Origin of the sequence: Microbacterium mangrovi, assembly GCF_000802305.1 — a bacterium.
In the GTDB taxonomy this organism is placed as follows: Bacteria; Actinomycetota; Actinomycetes; order Actinomycetales; family Microbacteriaceae; genus Microbacterium; species Microbacterium mangrovi.
Map to the genome: position 1 here is coordinate 18,446 of NZ_JTDK01000018.1, position 19,351 is coordinate 37,796.

Here is a 19,351-nt window from a genome sequence, read left to right on the forward strand (position 1 = left end):
GAAAGGACCGTCCATGAGCACCCAGACATTCGTCCTTCCCGACGTGGGCGAAGGACTCACCGAGGCCGAGATCGTCTCGTGGCACGTCGCCCCGGGCGACACGGTGGCCGTCAACGACGTGCTCGTCGAGATCGAGACGGCCAAGTCGCTCGTCGAGTTGCCCTCGCCGTTCGAGGGCGTCGTCGGCGAGCTCCTGATCGCCGAGGGCGAGACGGTGGACGTCGGCACCGCGATCATCACGATCACGGCGGCCGGGGCATCCGCCGACGTCACCGCCGGACGCAGCGAGCACGGCGCCCCGGAGCCTGCCGCGCCGGACGAAGCCCCCGGCGCGGTGCTCGTCGGCTACGGCACCGGCGGCCAGGTGCAGTCCCGTCGCCGCCCCCCGCAGAAGCCCGCGGCAGAGCGAGTCGCGGCATCCGTCGGCGTCGTCGCCAAGCCTCCGGTGCGAAAGCTCGCCCGTGACCTCGGCGTCGAGCTCGCCGGCGTCGTGCCGACCGGCCCCGCCGGCGAGGTCACCCGCGACGACGTCGTGCGCCACGCCTCGCAGGCGAGCGTGTTCCGCAACGTGACCACGCCGGAGTGGCCCGAGGTGCGCGAAGAGACCATCCCGGTCGCGGCCGACCGCGCAGCGACCGCCGTGGCGCCGGTGCAGGCATCCGCGCCGTCGACACTCGCGGCCGCGGACCCGACCCGTGAAGAGACCATTCCGGTCAAGGGCGTGCGCAAGGCCGTCGCCTCCGGGATGGTGCGCTCGGCCTACAGCGCGCCGCACGTGTCGGTGTGGACCGATGTGGATGCCACCCGCACGATGGAACTCGTCAAGCGCCTGAAGGCCTCGCCCGACTTCGCCGACATCAAGGTTTCGCCCCTGCTGATCATGGCGCGCGCCGTGATCTGGGCCGTGCGCCGCACACCGATGGTCAACGCGGTCTGGGTCGACTCCGAGGACGGAGCCGAGATCCGGGTGCGCAACTACGTGAACCTCGGCATCGCGGCGGCGACCCCGCGGGGCCTCCTCGTGCCGAACATCAAGGACGCCCAGAACCTGTCGATGCGCGAGCTCGCCCGGGCCCTGGAGAAGCTGACGCTCACCGCGCGCGAGGGCAAGACGCAGCCTGCGGAGCAGCAGAACGGCACGATCACGATCACCAACATCGGCGTGTTCGGGATGGATGCCGGCACCCCGATCATCAACCCCGGCGAGACCGGGATCATCGCCATGGGCGCCATTCGGCAGAAGCCGTGGGTCGTCGACGGCGAGGTGCGCCCCCGCTGGGTCACGACCGTGTCGGGCTCGTTCGATCATCGTGTCATCGACGGCGACGGCATGAGCCGGTTCGTCGCGGACGTGGCATCCATCCTCGAAGAACCCGCCCTGCTCCTGGACTGACCGACCCCGGGCGTGCGCGCCCGGCATCCCGCCCCGGCGCGCCGTGCTCGCGCCGGGGCGTTCGCGTCTCTTCCGCGCCCGCGCCCTCGCCCCGCGCCCTCGCCCCGCGGGCGGGGGACGGCGGCCGGGGCGTCAGTCGAGGGCGGCGCTGACGTCGAGCAGGATGCCCGTCTGCACGGCGTTCCACTCGTCGGTGTCGGGGTCGGGCCAGGCCGAGAACTTCACGATCACCGAGTCGGTCGCCGGGTCCAGCCACAGGTTCTGCCCGTGGATGCCGATCCCGCTCACGTTGCCCCGCTCGTTGCCCATGCACCACCACTGGCGGGTGTACGAGCCGTCCGGGAACCTGCTCGTGAACCCTTCGTACGTCATCGCCTCGGTGCTGCCGCCGGCGAGGATCGCCTCCGTCCAGGCCGCCGACACGACCCGGCCGCCGGGCGCGACGCCGCGGTCGAGCACCATGCGGCCGACCCGCGCGAGGTCGCGCGCCGTGGTGCACACGCCGGCGTTGGGGAATCCGAAACCGCTCCGGTCGACGGTGACCGCGGCATCCCGGTCCGCGCCGATCCTGCTCCACAGCCGGCGGCTGAGCGCCGCCGAGTAGCGTTCGCCGGTGACGCGCTCGATGATCCAGCCGAGGATGTCGGTGTTCGCCGAGCAGTACTGGAACTCGCCCGTGCGGCCCGGGCCTCGCAGGGTCGTCAGGAACGCGTAGTCGTCGACCGGGTCGCCCGGGCGCCGTTCGCGCCAGCCGGCGGACCGGTCGTGGGTCTGCACCTCGCTGGTCGGGTCGGTGTACTCCTCGCGGTAGTCGATCGCGATCTGCATGTCGAGCACGTGCTGCACGGTCGGGCCGTCGTATGCCGAGTCCGCGAGCTCGGGGACGTAGTCGGTGACCGGGCGCCGCGGGTCGACGAGCCCGTCGTCGATCACCGACCCCATGACCAGGCCGCACAGGGACTTCGAGACGCTCATCAGCAGGTGCAGCTGGTCGGGGGCGAAGCCGGGCCGGTAGTGCTCGGCGACGACCTGGTCGCCGCGCAGCACGAGGAACGCATCGGTGTAGGTCGCGTCGAGCCGGGCGGCCAGGTCCGGCATCCCGAGCGCGTCGAGGTTCGAGAACCCGGATGCCGGCTCCGCACGTCGTGAGACCGTCGCCATCGGCAGCAGTTCGGCGAGGTTGCTGAACGCCCAGCGGTTGTCCGGCGGCGTCTGCCACGAGTCGAGGGTCGGATGTCCGGGCGCCGCGCCCGCGAAACGGGGCGGGTGCGGGCCGGTCGCGGCGGGGTCGTGCGGATCGATCATGGATGACTCCTTCGTCGTCGGTGGGGGATTCAGGATGAAGCGGGCGGCTCAGGACGATTCTCGCCGGGGCATCCTGAATCGCGGCGATCCGACTGAAGCCCGTCGTCAGCGGAGGGGGAGGCCGCGCCGTCCCAGTCGTGACCGCAGCAGCACGGCGTACAGCACGGCGGAGACGATCATGCCCACCTCGACCGAGAGATCGACCCCGCCGAGGGCCGTCGAGATCGCGCCCACCCACACCGTCGTCGACAGACACAGGGCGGTCGCGATGCCGCCGAGCACGACGGCGCTCATCCCCGCGACCGAGAAGCCGCCGGTGTACCAGAACGTCGCCCCGCGGCGCTCGTCGAACAGCTCCACGCCGTCGTAGCGATTGCGGCGCAGCACGATGTCGGTGACGAACACGGCCATCGCGGGCCCGGTGACGATGACGAGGAACTGCAGCATGAGGTTCACGGCCTCCAGCAGGCTCGTGGACATGACGAGGTAGATCGTCAGCGCGGTGCCGATCGCGCCCACGACGATCGCGGACGGGATGCGGCGGATCGGGATGCCGATGGCCTGCAGCGCCATCGACGAGCTGTACGTGGTCATGCCGTTGAGCGAGACCGTGTTGACGATGACGCCGACGACCAGCAGCACGCCGAGCCAGGCCGGCAGCATGTCGAGCAGGGCGACGTCGATGCCGGCATCCAGCTGGGCCTGCGTCACCCCGGTCGCGAGCAGCGCGCCGACGATCGTGAAGAAGGCGCTGGGGATCGCCCCGCCGAGCGCGGTGGCAGCGACGATGTGCGAGGGCTTGGCGTCCTTCGGGAGGTAGCGGGCCAGGTCGGGGCTGTTCGAGTACGACAGGGGAGTGGATGCCAGCAGCGTGATGCCGACGGTGACGGATGCCCACAGCGGCACGCCGTTCAGGGGCTGCGCCGGCCGGTAGCCCCAGTCGACGTTCGGCAGGATGAACGCCGTCACCGCGAGGAAGACCACCAGCAGGAAGATCGTGACCCACGAGTAGACGCGCAGGATCAGGCCGTGGCCGTAGACGGCGATGACCACCGTGATCGCCGACACGACGAGGGTGACCACGATCGGCCACACGATCGGGTTCGTGAGGCCCAGGCGGGCGAGGAGATCGGCGCCCATGAACGAGGATGCCAGCCAGTTCAGGGCCAGGAACACCGCGGAGATCAGCCAGCCGGTGAACGCGACGATCACCTTGTTGCCGATGATCCCGTACATCGCGCGGGTGATGACGGAGCCCGAGGTTCCGGCCGCGGGGCCGGCGATCGCGACGATGCCCGTGAAGATCCAGGGGAGGCAGCCGACGAGGATGACGAGGATCGCCTGCCAGAGCGTCAGGCCGAGCGTGATCATCGTGGCGCCGATCGTGAAGTTCAGCACGCTCACGTTCGGGGCGGCCCACACGAAGAAGAGATCGCGGGGCCGTCCGTGCCGGTCGGCTTCGTCGATGAGTTCGATGCCGCGCGTCTCGGGCTGGCTGGCGGAATCGACGAACGCCTCGTCGTCCGCGGGGCGGGTCAAGGACACGGTTTCCTCTCTGCCCGACGTCGTCGCCGGGATGCGAACACTATTGGTCGCTTGGCCAATGACTTATTGGTCGCTAGATTAATAAGGTGGATGCCGACCTGTCAACCGTGCCCGCGCCGCGCGTGCGCAAACGCCCCGAAGAGCGCCGCGCCGAGATCCTCGACACGGCCGCCGCCATCGCCCTCGAGGAGGGTCTCGAACGCATCACGCTGCGTGCGGTCGCCGACCGGCTGAACGTCGCTCCCGGGCTGATCAGCCACTACTTCCCGGCCGCGGAGGATCTGGTCGTCGAGGCGTTCTCGGCGGCGGCCACCGCTGAGCGCGCGCAGCTGTTCGCGGCATCCGGCATGCCCGTCGAGCGCATGGCGCAGTTCATCGTGCGCGTCGAGGATGCCCGCTCGCGCGACATGGCCCGGCTGTGGCTGAACGCCCGGCATCTGTCCCGCTTCCGGCCCGCGATCGGGCAGGCGCTCGCCGCCCAGGAGGAACTCGACCGCGCCCAGCTGCTCGAGATCATCGAGGCCGGCGTCGCCGAGGGGGTGTTCCCGACCGGCGACGCGTTCGCCGCCGCGGTGCGGATCCTCATCGCCGTCGACGGGGTCGGCAGCTACGTCAACGACGAGGCATCCTTCGAGCATCCGTCGTACGAGCACTTCGTGACGGATGCCGCGGAGTGGGCCCTCGGCGTCGAGCCCGGGCTGCTGCACGCCGCGATCGCCCGGCTCTGAGCCCCTTCGTCCCGCTTCGCTCGCTCAGGGACCGGGGGTGAGATCGCCCGAAGCGTCAGGGACCGGGGCCACCTCGGTTTGAGAATGATTATCAATAGCCGTAAGCTGGGGGCATGGCCCGCAAGTTCCTCGTCCTCGCCGTCGCGGCGGCATCCGTTCTCGCTCTCGCCGGATGCGCCGGCACCGCCACCGCGAAGGATGACGGTCGCATCCGGGTGACCGCCTCCACCGACGCCTACGGGCAGATCGTGCAGGCGATCGGCGGGAATGCCGTCGACGTGACGTCGATCATCAACAAGGCCACCGAAGACCCGCACGCGTTCGAAGCCACCGCGACCGACCAGCTCGCGGTCAACAACGCGCAGCTCGTGATCGAGAACGGCGCCGGGTACGACGGCTTCATGCAGCAGCTTCTGTCCGCACGACCGAAGCCGGCGGCCCCGGTGATCACGGCCGCGACCCTGTCGCCGGTGTGGCCCGGCGGGTCCGCGACGGCCACGCCCGACGGGTTCAACGAGCACGTGTTCTACGACCTGCGCACCGTGAAGACCGTGGCATCCCGCATCGCCGGCGAGCTCGGCACCATCGACCCGGCCAAGAAGAGCGAGTTCACCGCGCACCTGGCGTCGTTCACCGCCGGGGTGGACGCACTGCAGGCGAAGCAGACCGCCATCGCGAAGAAGCACACGGGGGATGCCGCGTTCGTCACCGAGCCGCTGCCCGTCTACCTGATCGCCGGGGCCGGGCTGACCAACGCCACGCCGCGGGCGTTCAGCGAGGCGGTCGAGGCGGGCAACGACGTGCCGCCCGCGACGCTGCTGCAGGGGAGGACGCTGATCCGCTCCCACGGCGTGCGCGTGCTGATCGCGAACGAGCAGGCCGGCGGCCCCGAGACGACCACCATGATCGCCGAGGCGAAGGCGACCGGCGTCCCCGTGCTCGAGTGGTCCGAGACGCTTCCGGCCGGACTGACGTACATTCAGTGGATGCAGCGCAACCTCGATCAGCTCGCCGCGGCTCTCAAGTGACGCCCGTCCTGTCGGTCCGCGGCGCATCGCTCGAGCGCGACGGCCGCACCCTGTGGGAGGGGCTCGACCTCGACGTCCGGCCCGGCGAGATGCTCGCCGTGCTGGGTCCGAGCGGCTCCGGCAAGACGACCCTGATGCGGGCGGTCCTCGGCCTCGACCGGCTGTCCGCGGGCACCATCACCGCGCTCGGCGAGCCGGTGCGTCGCGCCGGCAACCGCGCGATCGGCTACGTGCCGCAGCAGCGCCCGCTGCCGCGCGACACGGCGCTGCGCGGTCGCGACCTGGTGCAGCTCGGCGTCGACGGCCACCGGTTCGGCTTCCCGTTCCCGCGTCGGCGCACCCACGCCCGCGTCGACGAGCTGCTGGCCGCGGTCGGCGCCTCCGGCTTCGCGGACCGGGATGCCGGCACGCTCTCCGGCGGCGAGCAGCAGCGCCTCCGCGTCGCGCAGGCCCTCGCCGACGAACCCCGGCTCGTGCTCTGCGACGAGCCCCTGACGAGCCTCGACCTGGCCAACCAGCAGGCCGTCGTGGCGCTCATCGAGCGGCACCGCCGGCAGAAGGATGCCGGCATCCTCTTCGTCACCCACGACATCAACCCGGTGCTCGACAAGGTCGACCGCATCCTCTACCTGGCCGGCGGGCACTTCACCCTCGGCACTCCCGACGAGGTGCTCACGACCGAGGTGCTCAGTCGCCTGTACGGGGTTCCCGTGTTCGTGCTGCGCGCCGGCGGGCGCGTCGTCGTGGTCGGCGCGCCGGATGCCGAAGAGCCCCACCTCCACCACGACGAGGAGTCGCACGCATGAACTGGTCCGACATCGCGGGCGCCATGTTCGGCGGCATCGGCCAGTACGGCGCGATCCTGGCCCTGGTGTCCAACTCGGTGTGGGCGGGCGCGGTCCTCGGCCTCGTCGGCGGCCTCATCGGCGTCTTCGTCATCCAGCGCGACATGGCGTTCGCGGTGCACGGCATCAGCGAGCTCTCGTTCGCCGGGGCCGCCGCAGCGCTGCTGTTCGGCTTCGACGTCGTCACCGGGTCGATCGTCGGGTCGCTGATCGCCGCCGTGCTCATCGGGGTGCTCGGGGCGCGCGCCCGCGAACGCAACTCGATCATCGGGGTGCTGATGCCGTTCGGCCTGGGCCTCGGCATCCTCTGCCTGTCGCTCTACAACGGCCGAAGCGTCAACCGGTTCAGCCTGCTGACCGGGCAGATCGTGTCGGTCCAGAACGCGCAGCTGGGATGGCTCATCGCCATCTCGGCGGTGGTGATCCTGGCGCTGCTGCTCATCTGGCGGCCGCTGCGGTTCGACTCGCTCGACCCGCAGTCGGCGGCCGCGCGCGGCGTCCCGACCCGCGCGATCTCGCTGGGGTTCATGGTGCTGCTCGGCCTCGTCGTCGCGGTCGCGGTGCACATCATCGGCGCTCTGCTCGTCCTGGCCCTGCTGGTCACGCCCGCCGCCGCGGCGTCGCGGATCGCCACCGGACCGGTCGTGCTCCCGGCGCTGGCCGCCCTGTTCGGGGTGGTGTCGGCGGTGGGCGGCATCCTGCTCGCCGTCGCGGGCACGCTGCCGGTGAGCCCGTACATCACCACGATCTCGTTCGTGATCTACCTCGTGTGCCGCGGAATCGGCGCCCGGCGCGACCGGGTGGCGCGCAGCTTCGCCTGACCGGGCTCCCGGCTCCCGTGCGGGTTTCGCCGCTAACATCCCTCCCATGGCACAGCGGAACACCTGGCAGCGCGATCGCGTGCGCGAGGCGCTGGGCGACGCCCCCGGGTTCGTCAGCGCGCAGTCGCTGCACGCGACCCTGCGCGAGGCGAACACCGGCATCGGCCTCGCGACCGTCTACCGAGCCCTGTCCGGCCTCGCCGCGCAGGGGGATGCCGACACGCTGCACAGCCCCGAGGGCGAGGCGCTCTACCGCGCCTGCGCGTCGAGCGGCCACCACCACCACCTGATCTGCCGGTCGTGCGGCACCGCGGTGGAGATCGCCGCGACCGACGTCGAGCAGTGGGCCCGCCAGACCGCGGCCGCGCACGGCTTCACCGAGGCCGAGCACGTCGTCGACATCTTCGGGCTCTGCGCCGCCTGCACGGCCGCGCGCGCCGCCGACTCCGCCCGAGCGCAGGATGCCCCGCTGACATGACGGCCACGGTTTCGTGACGGGCACCGCCCCGCCCGGTCCGTCGCGCACGCGTCGCACCGAGGCTCCCGGAGCACGCCCGGCGCCGGCGGTCGCCCGCCCGAGCCAGTACCGGGTGCGCCGGACGCCAGCGCCGCGCGGCCGGATTCCGCGCTGGGCCACGGGCCTCGGCATCGGCATCCTGCTGCTGATGCTCGCCTTCGCGGTGAACGCCCTCGCTCCGGCCGCGATGCCGCCGCTGCCGTCCCGCGTGCAGGACGGCCTCACCCTCTCGATCAGCGTGCTGCTGGAGTCGCTGCCGTTCGTCGTGCTCGGCGTCGTCCTGTCGATCGTCGTGCAGGTGTGGGTGCCGCCGGGCGCGATCGAGCGGGTGCTGCCGCGCGCCGGCTGGGCCCGCCGTGCGGTGCTGTCGCTGCTGGGCATGATCGTGCCGGTGTGCGAGTGCGGCAACGTGCCGTTCGCACGAGGACTCCTGATGCGCGGCATCAGCGTTCCCGAGACGCTCACGTTCCTGGTGGCCGCGCCCATCGTCAACCCGATCGTGATCATCACGACCTACCAGGCGTTCGGGATGTCCGACGGCATCCTGATCGCGCGCCTCGTCGGCGGGTTCCTGATCGCGAACCTCGTCGGGTGGATCTACAGCCGGCATCCGAATGCCGACGGCATGCTGACCGGCCGGTTCCTCGATGCCCGGGACGTGGTCACGCACGAGCCGGGCGGCCGCTGGACGCGCAGCCTCGCCCAGTTCATCGTCGAGCTGCGCGCGGTGATGCCGGCGCTCGTCATCGGCTCCGCGATCGCGGGTGCGGTACAGGTGCTGATCCCGCGGGACGCGCTGCTGGCGATCGGGTCGAGCCCGGTGCTCTCGGTCGTGGCGATGATGCTGCTGGCGATGATCGTGTCGATCTGCTCCAACGTGGATGCCTTCTTCGCGCTGTCGTTCGCCTCGACGTTCACACCCGGATCCATCGTGGCGCTGCTCATCGTCGGACCCCTCGTGGACATCAAGATGCTGGCGCTGCTGCGCACCACGTTCACCGCGCGCGTGATCGCCGGCATGGTGGTCATCGTCGTGCTGGCGTCGTTCGTGCTCGCCGTGGGGGTGAACCTCCTTGCGTAGGGCCTGGATCGGATACCGCTGGCTCGGCGTGGGGCTCTCCGCCGTGCTGGCCATCGTCACGCTGACGCTGTGGGCCACCGGGCGTCTCGCCCTCTATCTCAACCCGTCCTCGGACTGGCTGGCGGTGCCGATGGCGGTGCTGCTGCTCGCCGGCGCCGTGCTGAGCTTCGTGCTGCCCCTCGGTTCCGAGGCCGAGCACGGGCACGACCACGGCGACGGGCACGGCCACGGCGACCACGACCACGCGCACGATGACCACGGGCACGAGGCGCACGAGCCGCACGGGACGCGGCCCGCGCGGCGCGCGGCGTTCGGCCGGGCGGTCGCCCTCACCGGCGGCGTCGCGGCCACGGCGGTGGCCGCCGGGGTGCTGCTGTGGCCGCCGGCATCCCTGTCGGCCGACATCGCGCAGACGCGCAGCACCGGATCCGCACCTCTGTTCGCCGGAGCCGACGTCGTGCAGCTCGCCTCCCACGGCGACACTGCGAAGTTCGGGGTCGGCGACTGGGCGAGCGTGTTCGCGACGGCGACCAACCCCGACTCGTTCGAGGGCTCCGCGGTGTCGCTCATCGGCTTCGTCACCCCCGGATCGGGTGGCACGTTCGGGCTCACCCGGCTGGTGATCACGCACTGCGTCATCGACGCGCAGACCGCGAAGGTCCCCGTCAGCGCCACGCTCTCAGGTCAGAAGTTCAAGACCGGCCAGTGGGTGAGCGTCACCGGCGTCGTGCGCACCTCGTCCGCGGGCGGACTCCAGGTGGATGCCCGCTCGGTCCGGCCCATCCCGCAGCCCAAGGACCCGTATGAGTACTGAGCCGGCGTCGCGGTCGCGCCGGGCATCCAGCCGCCGCCGCCGCGGGCGCGCCTTCGTCGTCACCCTGGTCTCGGTCGCCGCCGTGCTCGGGATCCTCGGGCTGTCCGGCGCGGTCGCGAGCAGCGTGCAGGGCCCCCGCGTCACCGCGGTGCAGGTCGATCCGCAGGCGGCGGTCGCGGCATCCGGATCCCGCCTCATCGTGACGACGAACCAGTCGCTGGAGAAGATCAAGCCCAGCCAGGTGCAGGTCACGCCGGCCGCCGCGTTCACCGTCGACACGGCCGGCCGCAGCGCCGGCGTGCGCTTCACGCTGCCCCTCCACGAAGACACCAGCTACACCGTGCGCGTGCGGGATGTCGCGGGTCTCGGCGGCGGGCCCAAGACGACGATCACCGAGACGTTCCGCACCCCCCGGCTGTCGCTCTACCTGCTGCGGCGCGGCGCCGGCACCGACACGATCTACCGCACGAACCTTGCGAGCGACGCCCTCACCCCGGTGTACACGCACCCGCACATCGAGGACTTCCGTGCCACCAGCGACCACCTCGTGGTCTCCGTGCTCGACACCCACCAGCACGGGCAGCTGCTGGTCACCGACCTCGCCGGCAAGCACGCGCGACGCCTGCGCCTGCCCGGCGTCGGCAACGTCACCAACATGCAGAGCGCCGACCGCGGCGACCTGATCGGCTTCGAGTGGACCGACGCGGTGCTCGGCACCCCGACCAGCCGTGAGAACGCGCTGTACACGATCTCGCTCCGCGCCCCGGCGGGCACGGCGCCGTCGCGCGTGGCCGTGCCGGGCAAGGACACCCGGGTGGCGGACTGGCGCTTCGTGCCCGACACCGACGCGATCCTGGTGCTGCCGTACACCGGCCGGATGCTGCTGACGGCATCCACCGGCAAGGATGCCACCGACCTCGGCGCGGGCGTCGACATCGAGGGCATCGCCCGCGGCTCGTCGGTGGCGGTCGTGCAGCGCGCGGACGGCGTGTTCGCGATCGACCTGGCCAGCGGCAAGCAGCACCGCCTGGCCAAGGCGATGGCCTCGAACGGGCAACCGGTGCGGGGGAGCGCGGGGCACATCGCGCCCGTTCCGGGCGTCGGCGGCGGCACGGTGCGGCTGTTCACGCTGCTGGGCGCCGGCGACCGCGACGAGGGGACCACCGCGTACCGGGTGACCGACACCGGGGCCGCGACGCCGATCTTCCACGTCTCGGGGGCGGATGCCGTGATGCAGACGTGCGTCTCGCCGAGCGCGCGGTACGCGGCGATCCTCGTCGATCCGAACGTCGTCACCGACTCGTACGACACCTACCTGGCGCCGATGCCGAAGCACCTGGTCACCCACATCGTCGAGCTCAGCACCGGCCGCGAGGTGCGTCAGTACCCCGGGTTCGCGGCATCCTGGTGCCAGCTGTCGCCGGTGGCGTTCCAGTGATCCCGGAGCTCGTCCCGGCGACGCGGGAGGCCCTCGGCGGCCTGCCGACCGAGGTGGCTCCGCGCCTCCTGGGCGGGATGCTGCGCGTCACCGTCGCGGGCGTCACCGTCGCGGCGCGCCTCACCGAGGTGGAGGCGTACCACGGGCTCGGGACGGGCGACCGGCCCGACCCGGGTTCGCACGCCCGCATGGGACGCACCGCGCGCAACGCGACGATGTGGGGCGAGCCCGGCCACCTGTACGTGTACCTGAGTCACGGCATCCACTCGTGCGTCAACGTCGTGAGCGGACCGGAGGGCCAGGCCGGCGGAATCCTGCTGCGCGCCGGCGAGATCGTCGAGGGCGTGGAGGATGCCTTCGCCCGGCGTCCCGCCGCCCGCACGGCGCGGGAGCTCGCGCGCGGACCCGGACGCCTCGGCGACGCCATCGGCCTCCGGCATCCCGTGCACGACGGCATCGACGCGGTCACCGGCGTCGAGCACGCGGGCGCCTCGGCCCGGCTGTTCCTGCCGGTGCAGCGGGTTCCCGGCATCGTGAGCGGCCCGCGCGTCGGGGTCGCGGGCCTCGCCGGGACGGATGCCTACCCCTGGCGGTTCTGGATCGACGCCGACCCCACGGTGTCCCCGTTCCGGTGGGGCCGCGGCGCCCAGGCCGCGGCATCCTGACCATCCGTGCTAGACTGACTCTTTGTCTGCGCGCACTCCAGCACGCAGTTCGCGTTTCGACTCGCTCCGCTCGCTCAACGACCGGTCCAACCGGGCGTCATTCGGCGGTGTCTCGAGATGCAGACAAGGGATCTTGGGTGCGACCGTCCGGTCGCACGGTACAGAAGGAGTTCACCAATGGCAGCAGTGTGCCAGGTGACCGGAGCGGTTCCCGGCTTCGGTCACAACATCTCGCACTCGCACCGCCGGACGAAGCGCCGCTTCGACCCGAACGTGCAGAAGAAGACCTATTTCGTTCCGTCGCTGGGCCGTAAGGTCACCCTGAACGTGTCCGCCAAGGGCATCAAGGTGATCGACGCCCGTGGCATCGAGTCGGTCGTGAAGGACCTCATCGCGAAGGGTGTGAAGCTCTGATGGCCAAGAAGGCACAGGACATCCGTCCGATCATCAAGCTGCGTTCGACCGCGGGCACGGGCTACACGTACGTGACCAAGAAGAACCGCCGCAACAACCCCGACCGCATCGTGCTCAAGAAGTACGACCCGGTTGTTCGCAAGCACGTCGAATTCCGAGAGGAGCGCTGATCCGTGGCCAAGAAGAGCAAGATCGCGCGCAACCACCAGCGCGAAGAGGTCGTCGCCCGTTACGCCGAGAAGCGTGCCGAGCTGAAGAAGGCCCTCGTCGACCCCAACTCGACCGACGAGCAGCGCGAAGCCGCTCGCGTCGGCCTGCAGAAGCTGCCGCGCAACGCGTCGCCGGTTCGCCTGCGCAGCCGTGACGCCATCGACGGCCGCCCCCGTGGCGTGCTGACGAAGTTCGGCATCTCCCGTGTGCGCTTCCGCGACATGGCGCACCGTGGCGAGCTGCCCGGTGTCACCAAGTCGAGCTGGTGAGACTTCGACAGGCACTGTCGAGCTGGTAAGCACCAGGTTCGTCGAGAGGCCGGCATCCCTTCGGGGGTGCCGGCCTCTCGCTTTGCGCGCCGACGTAGACTCCGAGCATGCCCCTGGACCCTCTGTTCGCGAAGCGGCTGCGGGTGCACCGCCGGTATCTGATCGGTCAGGCGCTGGAGGACGCGAAGCGGCGGCTGGTCCCGGCGTGGATCCGTCGCGGCGACAGCCCCCGAGCCGGTGCGGTCGCGGTTGCGGCCGAGGCCGTCGCGGCCGGCGCGGTCGCCGCCGGTGCGGATGCCGCCGGGGCCGACGCCTCGGGGCGCGCCGCCGCCGCCACCCGAGCGGCGGCCGGCACCCGGGCCCGGGCGAAGCACCGTCGCGACGTGTTCGCCTGGGACCGCAAGGAGCTCGCCGAGGTCGGCACCCCGGGCCCTGAGCTGCGGATCACCGAGCACACCGTGCCGGTGCCCGGGTATCCCGACGTCCGGGTGCGCATCTACCATCCGGACGCCGGGGCGGAGCGGCCGCCGGTGTGCCTGGCGTTCTACGGCGGGGCGTTCCGCGTGGGCGGGATCGATTCGCCGACGACGGATGCCGGCTATCGGCGTCGTGCTGCGGCATCCGGCGTCGCCATCGCCGCCGTGGACTACGCGCTCGCCCCCGAGCACCGGTATCCGACGCAGGTCGAGCAGGGCTGGGCGGCGTGGGAGTGGCTGGCCGCGCACGAGGACGAGGCCGAGGTGGATGCCTCCCGCCTCGCGGTGCAGGGCACGTCGGCCGGGGGATGCCTGGCCGCGGCGGTCACCCTCGTGAACCGCGACCGCGCCCGGCATCCCGTGCAACTGCAGATCCTCGAGGTTCCCGTCGTGGACCTCACCGGCCGGCACATCGACCTGCGCCCCACGTGGAAGATGGGCGTTCCGGCGTTCCTGATGCGGCGGGAGCTGCGCTCGATCCAGCGCACCTACCTCGGCGACATCGCGCGAGCCCGCGAAGCCTACGCCTCGCCGCTGCGCGCGGCGTCTCATGCAGGGCTGCCGCCCGCCGTCATCCTCACCGCCGAGTACGACGCGCTGCGCCGCAACGGGTCCGCGTACGCCACCGCGCTCCGGCGCGCGGGAGTGCCCGCGAGCGCGTCCCAGTACACCGGGGTCACGCACGACATCCCGATCTTCACGGGGGCGCTGGCGGCCGCACGACTGTGGGAGGCGGACGTCGTCTGGGCGCTGCGCACCCTGCACGGAAATTGACGATCGGTACTCACAGAAGCCCCATCTGCCACTCCAATCGCCCGATTTCGGTGCCCAGATGACCTGAAACCGCTCAGAAACCCCGGAATTCCGCGGAATGTCGGGGTTTCTTGGTATGTTCGTCGCGGTCGCACCGACCAGCCGGGGAGCAATCGGCATCCCGGTTCCCGACAAGAAGGCGGGTCCGCCCGCCTTGGAGGACAACCACATGGCCGACAAGTCCATCACCAAGACCGAACTCGTTGCGAGCATCGCCAGCGCGACCGGCCAGAGCCAGAGCACCGTCTCCGGCGTGCTCGACGCTCTGTTCGGCACCGTCGCCGAGGCCGTCGCCGCCGGCAACAAGGTCTCGATCCCGGGCTGGATCGCGTTCGAGCAGGTCGCCACCGCTGCGCGCACCGGCCGCAACCCGCAGACCGGCGAGGAGATCCAGATCGCTGCGGGCACGCGCGTCAAGGTCACCGCGGGCTCGAAGCTCAAGGCTGCGGTCAAGTAAGACCGTCACGAAGGGGGATGCCCCGGGCCTCGTGCCCGGGCATCCCCCTTTCGCGTGCCCGGGGCGTGCGCTCGGCGTCCGGCGCACTTGACCTTCGCTCGTCACGTTGTGCCGCTCGCGGTGCGTTTCGTGACGAGTGAAGCCGGGGCGGGATGCCGGGGCGGGATGCCGGGCAGCCGTACGGCGGGGTGATGGTCGCTCGTCACGTTGTGCCGCCGGGGGTGCGTTTCGTGACGAGTGAGCGCGGGCATCGGAGTCAGCTCGTCACGTTGTGCAGCTCGCGGTGCGGATCGTGACGAGTGATGCCGGGGCGGGATGCCGGGCAGCCGTGCGGCGGGGTGATGGTCGCTCGTCACGTTGTGCCGCTCACGGTGCGTTTCGTGACGAGTGAGCGCGGGCATGGGGGCCGGCTCGTCACGTTGTGCAGCTCGCGGTGCGGATCGTGACGAGTGAAGCCGGGGCGGGATGCCGGGTCCGGGAAGACGGGTCGGGATGCCGCCGCGGGATGCCGAACGGGTACTCCGGGCGGGGGCCCAGCCTGCGGGATTTAGGCTGGAAGGATGGATTCCCGAGCGCTGCGGATCGTCGGCCCCACGATCCTCGTGGCGGCCGCGCTCATCGCCGCCGCGATCGCGCTCACCTACGGCGGGGGTGCGGCGCCGCTGGCGCTCAGCGACCCCGGTCCCTTCGTGCGCACCGGCGTGCCGATCGCGACCCTGATCGTCGACCTGTCGGCCGCGGGCATGGTCGGCACGCTCATCACGGCGCTGTTCACCCTGCAGCAGGGCTCGAAGCCGTGGGAGATCGCGCTGAACACGGCATCCGCCTCGGCGGCCGTCTTCACTCTCGCGAGCGCCGCCGTCGCCTACCTCGGATTCCTCAACTTCTCGGCCGCCAAGGTCACCCTGCAGGCGCAGTTCGGCCAGCAGTTCGGGCAGTGGCTCACCACCACCGAACTCGGCCAGGCGTGGCTCATCACCACGATCGCGGGCGCCTGCCTGACGATCCTGATCTTCGCCGTGCGCAGCTGGACCGGCACCCTGATCGTCGCCGGCCTCGCCGCGGCATCCCTCATTCCGATGGGCACGCAGGGTCACTCCGGGGAGCTGGCCAGCCACAACATCGCGGTGACGTCGCTGATCCTCCACCTCGTCGCCGCGGCGACCTGGGTGGGCGGGCTCCTGCTGATGGTGCTGATCCGTCCCGCGATGCCGCGCGACAGGATGTCGGACGCGCTCGGACGATATTCGTCGATCGCCCTGTGCGCCTTCGTGGTGGTCGCGATCTCGGGCGTCGGGCGCGCGCTCATCGGGTTCACCCGGCCGTCCGACCTCTTCACACCGTACGGGGTCATCCTCCTCGTCAAGGTGGTGATGCTCGTCGCCCTCGGCGTGCTCGGCGCGATCTACCGCACTCGGCTCATCGGGCGCTACCGTGAGGACGCCAGAGCACGCCGGTTCTGGGCCCTGGTCGCCCTCGAGCTCGCGTTCATGGGCATCGCGTCCGGTGCCGGAGCCGCGCTCTCGGTCACGCCACCGCCGAACGCCGGCATCGTCGCGATCGCCAAGACTCCGGCCGAGGTGCTCACCAACGCGCCGCTTCCGCCGGAGCTGACCGTGCAGCGGTGGTTCACCGAGTGGAACATCGACCTGCTGTGGCTGGTCGCGTGCGGATTCGCCCTGTTCTTCTATCTCGCCGGGGTGTGGCGCCTGCGCAGCCGCGGCGACAAGTGGCCGGTGTACCGCACCGTGCTGTGGTGCCTGGGCATCCTGCTGCTCCTCTGGGTCACCTGCGGGCCGGTCAACGCCTACTCCGACTACCTCTTCTCGGTGCACATGGTCGGGCACATGCTGCTGACGATGGCGATCCCGCTGCTGCTGGTGCCCGGAGCGCCGGTGTCCCTCGCGGCGCGCGCGATCCGCAAGCGGCACGACGACACCCGGGGCGGGCGCGAGTGGATCCTCTGGGCGGTGCACACGCCGTTCGCCCGCGTCATCACGAACCCGTTCGTCGCCGCCGCGCTGTTCGTCGGATCGCTGTGGATCTTCTACTACACGGGCCTGTTCCGGTGGTCGCTCTACGACCACCTCGGCCACGAGTGGATGACGGTGCACTTCCTCATCACCGGCTACCTGTTCGTCCAGTCGCTGATCGGCATCGATCCGGTGCCGTTCCGGCTGCCGTACCCGTTCCGGCTGCTGACGCTCATCGCGGTGATGGCGATCCACGCGTTCTTCGGCATCGCGATCATGATGCAGACCGGGCTCATGGTGGCCGAGTGGTTCGGGTCGATGGGGCGCACGTGGGGGCCGACGCCGCTCAACGACCAGTACATCGGCGGCGGTGCGGCGTGGTCGATCGGCGAGATCCCGACGCTGATCCTCGCGGTCACCGTCGCGATCCAGTGGAGCCGCAACGACGACAAGGTGCAGAAGCGCCGCGACCGGCAGGCGGATCGCACGGGGGATGCCGAGCTCGAGGCGTACAACGCGCAGCTCGCCCAGCTCGCCGCCCGCGACGCCCGCCGCGGCTGACCCGCGCCGGGATGCCTCCCCGCTGCGGTTGACGCCTCGCCGGCCCTGTTCGGGTGTCAACTTCGGCGGGTTCAGGTGCCGGAACTTGGTACCTGAGCGAGCGCTGCTGCGGGTCAGTCGTTCGGGGTGGCGGTGATCTCGATCGTGGCCCGGCCGTCGGCGTCGACCGACACCGACCCGGTGACCCCGAACGGGACGTCGGCGTCGACGGTGCTCATCGAGCCGTCGAACAGGGACTGCACCGGAACGGTGACGTGCGCCGTGGCGTGAGCCCAGCGGATCGCCCAGTTCTCGCCGTCGGGGATCAGGGTGACGACAGGCTGCTTGACGATCGACCAGTCCGGGGGTTCGGCCACGCGGTCGTCGATCTGCGTGCCGAACGGGCATCCCGTGGGCTGCAGCACGTGCTGGCGCGCGCACGCCGTGAGGAACTCGTCCACCCGTTGCTGCACCACCGACAGGAACTCCGGAGTGGGCCGGGCCTGCACCTCGACCGCGGTGCGCCGGAACGGTGCGTCCGACAGCAGCGCCTTCGTCGGCGAGCTCATGGCCGACGTGTCGACGCGCACCGCGTACAGGCCGGGGGAGAACACGAGCAGATGCACGGGCGCGGCGAGATCCGCCCTGACACCCGCGGTGGAGACCTGCCGCTTGTCGATCGGGAATCCGTTGACCTGGAAGTCGGCGGAACCGTGCACGGTGAGGTCGACGACGGCCAGCGGGCTGGTCGCGAAGCGCCAGCCCGGGACGATGCCGATCCAGCCGTTGCGGACCACGTCGAAGGTCGTGCGTCCGGGGTATCCGCCGGCGCGGTACGCGACGGTGACCTCGGTGTGATCGCCTGCCTGCTTCTGCGAGACGACGTGGATGTCGGTGAGGGATGCCAGGGCGGCCTGGCGCAGCAGGGCGTCGGACGCATCCTGCGGGAGTCCGGCGGCGGAGAGCTGGCTGCGGTCGATGGCGACGCCCGGCACGGCGAGGGCTTCCACCGCGTGGCGGGATGCCAGCAGATCGAGGTAGTTCGTCACGAACGCGGCGGGACTGTACAGGGCGCGATACGCCGCGAAGCCGCCGAAGATCGTGGCCGCGACGATGACCGCGATCAGCCCCCCGATCGCGGTCAGGTCCCCTGCCAGGTGCGGGCGTGGCACCCCCGCGCTCACACGCTCAGTGTGTCATGGAACCGGCATCCTTCAGGCATCCGGATGCCGCGGAACCGGGTCGGTCAGCCCCACGGGTCGAGCAGGTCGATACCCGTCTCGTCGAAGTCCTGGGTGTTGCGGGTGGCCAGCGCCATGCCGTGCGTCAGCGCGATCGCCGCGATCTGCGCGTCCTGCAGTGCGATCGGCCGCCCGAGAGCACGACGATGCGCGGTGAGGAGGGCACAGGCCGCCGCGGCCTCGGCGTCGAACGGCAGGATTCGGGTGCCGAAGGACGCGATCTGCTTGGAGACGGCGGCCTCGAGAAGCTGCTTCCGGGCGCTCGGCGGAAGCAGCGCAAGCCCGAGTCTCATCTCGAACACGGTGATCGACGTGATGAACAGATCATCGCTCAGTTGTGCATCGAGCCAGGAGACCACGCGAGGCTCGGGAACCGACCGCGTGAACTCGGACAGGACGTTCGTGTCGAGGACGATCACCGGGGAAAGTCCACCGCGCGGGCGGCCTCCGTCCGCGGTTCGACGTCGAGGGGCCCGAGGTTCGCGTACAGCTCGGCGAATCGTGTGCCGAGACTCACCTCGGCGCCGCTCACAGCCGCCGTCAGGATCGCCCGCACCTCCGCTTCGGTGGATCGTCCGTGGCGGGCCGCACGCACGCGCAGCCGTGCCTTGGTCTCATCGTCGAGGTTGCGGATCGTCATGCTCGCCATTTCATCGCCCTTCGATGATTGCAATGATATCACTGCAATCATCGTCGTGCATCACGCCTCCCGCGCATGCATCCCGACCCGGCATCCCGCCCCGGCATCCCGACCCGGCGTCCCCACCGCGGGCTCACT

At 71.0% G+C, this 19,351-nt stretch carries 21 protein-coding genes; 16 read left to right on the plus strand and 5 right to left on the minus strand.

Annotated features, from left to right (window positions below):
• Positions 1 to 13: 13 nt before the first annotated feature.
• Entirely contained in the window at positions 14 to 1,393 is a 1,380-nt protein-coding gene (locus LK09_RS17400) for a dihydrolipoamide acetyltransferase family protein (protein WP_039402438.1), read from the plus strand.
• 132 nt (positions 1,394 to 1,525) lie between these two features.
• Here the strand turns inward: LK09_RS17400 and LK09_RS17405 are convergent, their stop codons facing one another.
• Both LK09_RS17405 and LK09_RS17410 read right to left on the minus strand, forming a co-directional pair.
• Positions 1,526 to 2,698, minus strand: coding sequence for a serine hydrolase domain-containing protein (locus LK09_RS17405; protein ID WP_039402440.1), 1,173 nt, complete (start codon positions 2,696 to 2,698; stop codon positions 1,526 to 1,528).
• Between the two features lie 105 nt (positions 2,699 to 2,803).
• Positions 2,804 to 4,243, minus strand: a complete 1,440-nt coding sequence (locus tag LK09_RS17410; RefSeq protein ID WP_052226949.1) for a purine-cytosine permease family protein — start codon at positions 4,241 to 4,243, stop codon at positions 2,804 to 2,806.
• Positions 4,244 to 4,329: 86 nt separating this feature from the next.
• Between LK09_RS17410 and LK09_RS17415 the strand changes: the two genes are divergently transcribed.
• The 15 genes from LK09_RS17415 (at position 4,330) to LK09_RS17485 (ending at position 17,353) form a co-directional block, all read left to right on the plus strand.
• Positions 4,330 to 4,971, plus strand: coding sequence for a TetR/AcrR family transcriptional regulator (locus LK09_RS17415; protein ID WP_231563137.1), 642 nt, complete (start codon positions 4,330 to 4,332; stop codon positions 4,969 to 4,971).
• Between the two features lie 113 nt (positions 4,972 to 5,084).
• Entirely contained in the window at positions 5,085 to 5,999 is a 915-nt protein-coding gene (locus LK09_RS17420; RefSeq protein ID WP_039402444.1) for a metal ABC transporter solute-binding protein, Zn/Mn family, read from the plus strand.
• The gene (locus LK09_RS17425) at positions 5,996 to 6,805 is read left to right on the plus strand and encodes a metal ABC transporter ATP-binding protein (protein WP_039402447.1); all 810 of its coding nucleotides are present in this window, start codon (positions 5,996 to 5,998) and stop codon (positions 6,803 to 6,805) included. Before LK09_RS17420 ends, LK09_RS17425 begins: the two co-directional genes overlap by 4 nt.
• Complete coding sequence (locus LK09_RS17430; RefSeq protein WP_039402449.1) at positions 6,802 to 7,665, plus strand: metal ABC transporter permease; 864 nt, start codon at positions 6,802 to 6,804, stop codon at positions 7,663 to 7,665. Before LK09_RS17425 ends, LK09_RS17430 begins: the two co-directional genes overlap by 4 nt.
• Positions 7,666 to 7,711: 46 nt before the next feature.
• Positions 7,712 to 8,143, plus strand: coding sequence for a Fur family transcriptional regulator (locus LK09_RS17435; RefSeq protein ID WP_039402451.1), 432 nt, complete (start codon positions 7,712 to 7,714; stop codon positions 8,141 to 8,143).
• A gap of 187 nt (positions 8,144 to 8,330) precedes the next feature.
• Entirely contained in the window at positions 8,331 to 9,263 is a 933-nt protein-coding gene (locus LK09_RS17440; protein ID WP_082008374.1) for a permease, read from the plus strand.
• A complete protein-coding gene (locus tag LK09_RS17445) occupies positions 9,256 to 10,077 on the plus strand; it encodes a TIGR03943 family putative permease subunit (protein ID WP_231563140.1) in 822 nt (273 codons plus the stop codon). The genes LK09_RS17440 and LK09_RS17445 overlap by 8 nt, the downstream gene beginning before the upstream one ends.
• On the plus strand, positions 10,067 to 11,515 hold the full coding sequence (locus tag LK09_RS17450; protein ID WP_039402453.1) for a hypothetical protein: 1,449 nt from the start codon (positions 10,067 to 10,069) through the stop codon (positions 11,513 to 11,515). Before LK09_RS17445 ends, LK09_RS17450 begins: the two co-directional genes overlap by 11 nt.
• A complete protein-coding gene (locus LK09_RS17455; RefSeq protein WP_156138901.1) occupies positions 11,515 to 12,180 on the plus strand; it encodes a DNA-3-methyladenine glycosylase in 666 nt (221 codons plus the stop codon). The genes LK09_RS17450 and LK09_RS17455 overlap by 1 nt, the downstream gene beginning before the upstream one ends.
• Positions 12,181 to 12,357: 177 nt before the next feature.
• On the plus strand, positions 12,358 to 12,594 hold the full coding sequence (rpmB, locus tag LK09_RS17460; RefSeq protein ID WP_039402457.1) for a 50S ribosomal protein L28: 237 nt from the start codon (positions 12,358 to 12,360) through the stop codon (positions 12,592 to 12,594).
• The gene (gene rpmG, locus LK09_RS17465; RefSeq protein WP_039402458.1) at positions 12,594 to 12,764 is read left to right on the plus strand and encodes a 50S ribosomal protein L33; all 171 of its coding nucleotides are present in this window, start codon (positions 12,594 to 12,596) and stop codon (positions 12,762 to 12,764) included. The genes rpmB and rpmG overlap by 1 nt, the downstream gene beginning before the upstream one ends.
• A gap of 3 nt (positions 12,765 to 12,767) precedes the next feature.
• The gene (gene rpsN, locus LK09_RS17470; protein ID WP_039402460.1) at positions 12,768 to 13,073 is read left to right on the plus strand and encodes a 30S ribosomal protein S14; all 306 of its coding nucleotides are present in this window, start codon (positions 12,768 to 12,770) and stop codon (positions 13,071 to 13,073) included.
• Positions 13,074 to 13,180: 107 nt separating this feature from the next.
• On the plus strand, positions 13,181 to 14,323 hold the full coding sequence (locus LK09_RS17475; protein ID WP_039402463.1) for an alpha/beta hydrolase: 1,143 nt from the start codon (positions 13,181 to 13,183) through the stop codon (positions 14,321 to 14,323).
• Between the two features lie 208 nt (positions 14,324 to 14,531).
• Positions 14,532 to 14,819: an HU family DNA-binding protein gene (locus LK09_RS17480; RefSeq protein ID WP_039402651.1), complete on the plus strand. Its 288-nt coding sequence runs from the start codon at positions 14,532 to 14,534 to the stop codon at positions 14,817 to 14,819.
• Between the two features lie 560 nt (positions 14,820 to 15,379).
• The gene (locus tag LK09_RS17485; RefSeq protein ID WP_039402464.1) at positions 15,380 to 17,353 is read left to right on the plus strand and encodes a cytochrome c oxidase assembly protein; all 1,974 of its coding nucleotides are present in this window, start codon (positions 15,380 to 15,382) and stop codon (positions 17,351 to 17,353) included.
• 113 nt (positions 17,354 to 17,466) lie between these two features.
• On the opposite strand, the gene LK09_RS17490 is transcribed toward LK09_RS17485, so the two are convergent.
• The 3 genes from LK09_RS17490 to LK09_RS17500 all read right to left on the minus strand — a co-directional run bounded on the left by LK09_RS17490 (position 17,467) and on the right by LK09_RS17500 (position 19,222).
• A complete protein-coding gene (locus tag LK09_RS17490) occupies positions 17,467 to 18,516 on the minus strand; it encodes a hypothetical protein (RefSeq protein WP_052226950.1) in 1,050 nt (349 codons plus the stop codon).
• 62 nt (positions 18,517 to 18,578) lie between these two features.
• Positions 18,579 to 18,992, minus strand: a complete 414-nt coding sequence (locus tag LK09_RS17495; protein ID WP_039402466.1) for a type II toxin-antitoxin system VapC family toxin — start codon at positions 18,990 to 18,992, stop codon at positions 18,579 to 18,581.
• Entirely contained in the window at positions 18,989 to 19,222 is a 234-nt protein-coding gene (locus LK09_RS17500) for a FitA-like ribbon-helix-helix domain-containing protein (protein WP_039402469.1), read from the minus strand. Before LK09_RS17500 ends, LK09_RS17495 begins: the two co-directional genes overlap by 4 nt.
• Between the last annotated feature and the right edge of the window lie 129 nt (positions 19,223 to 19,351).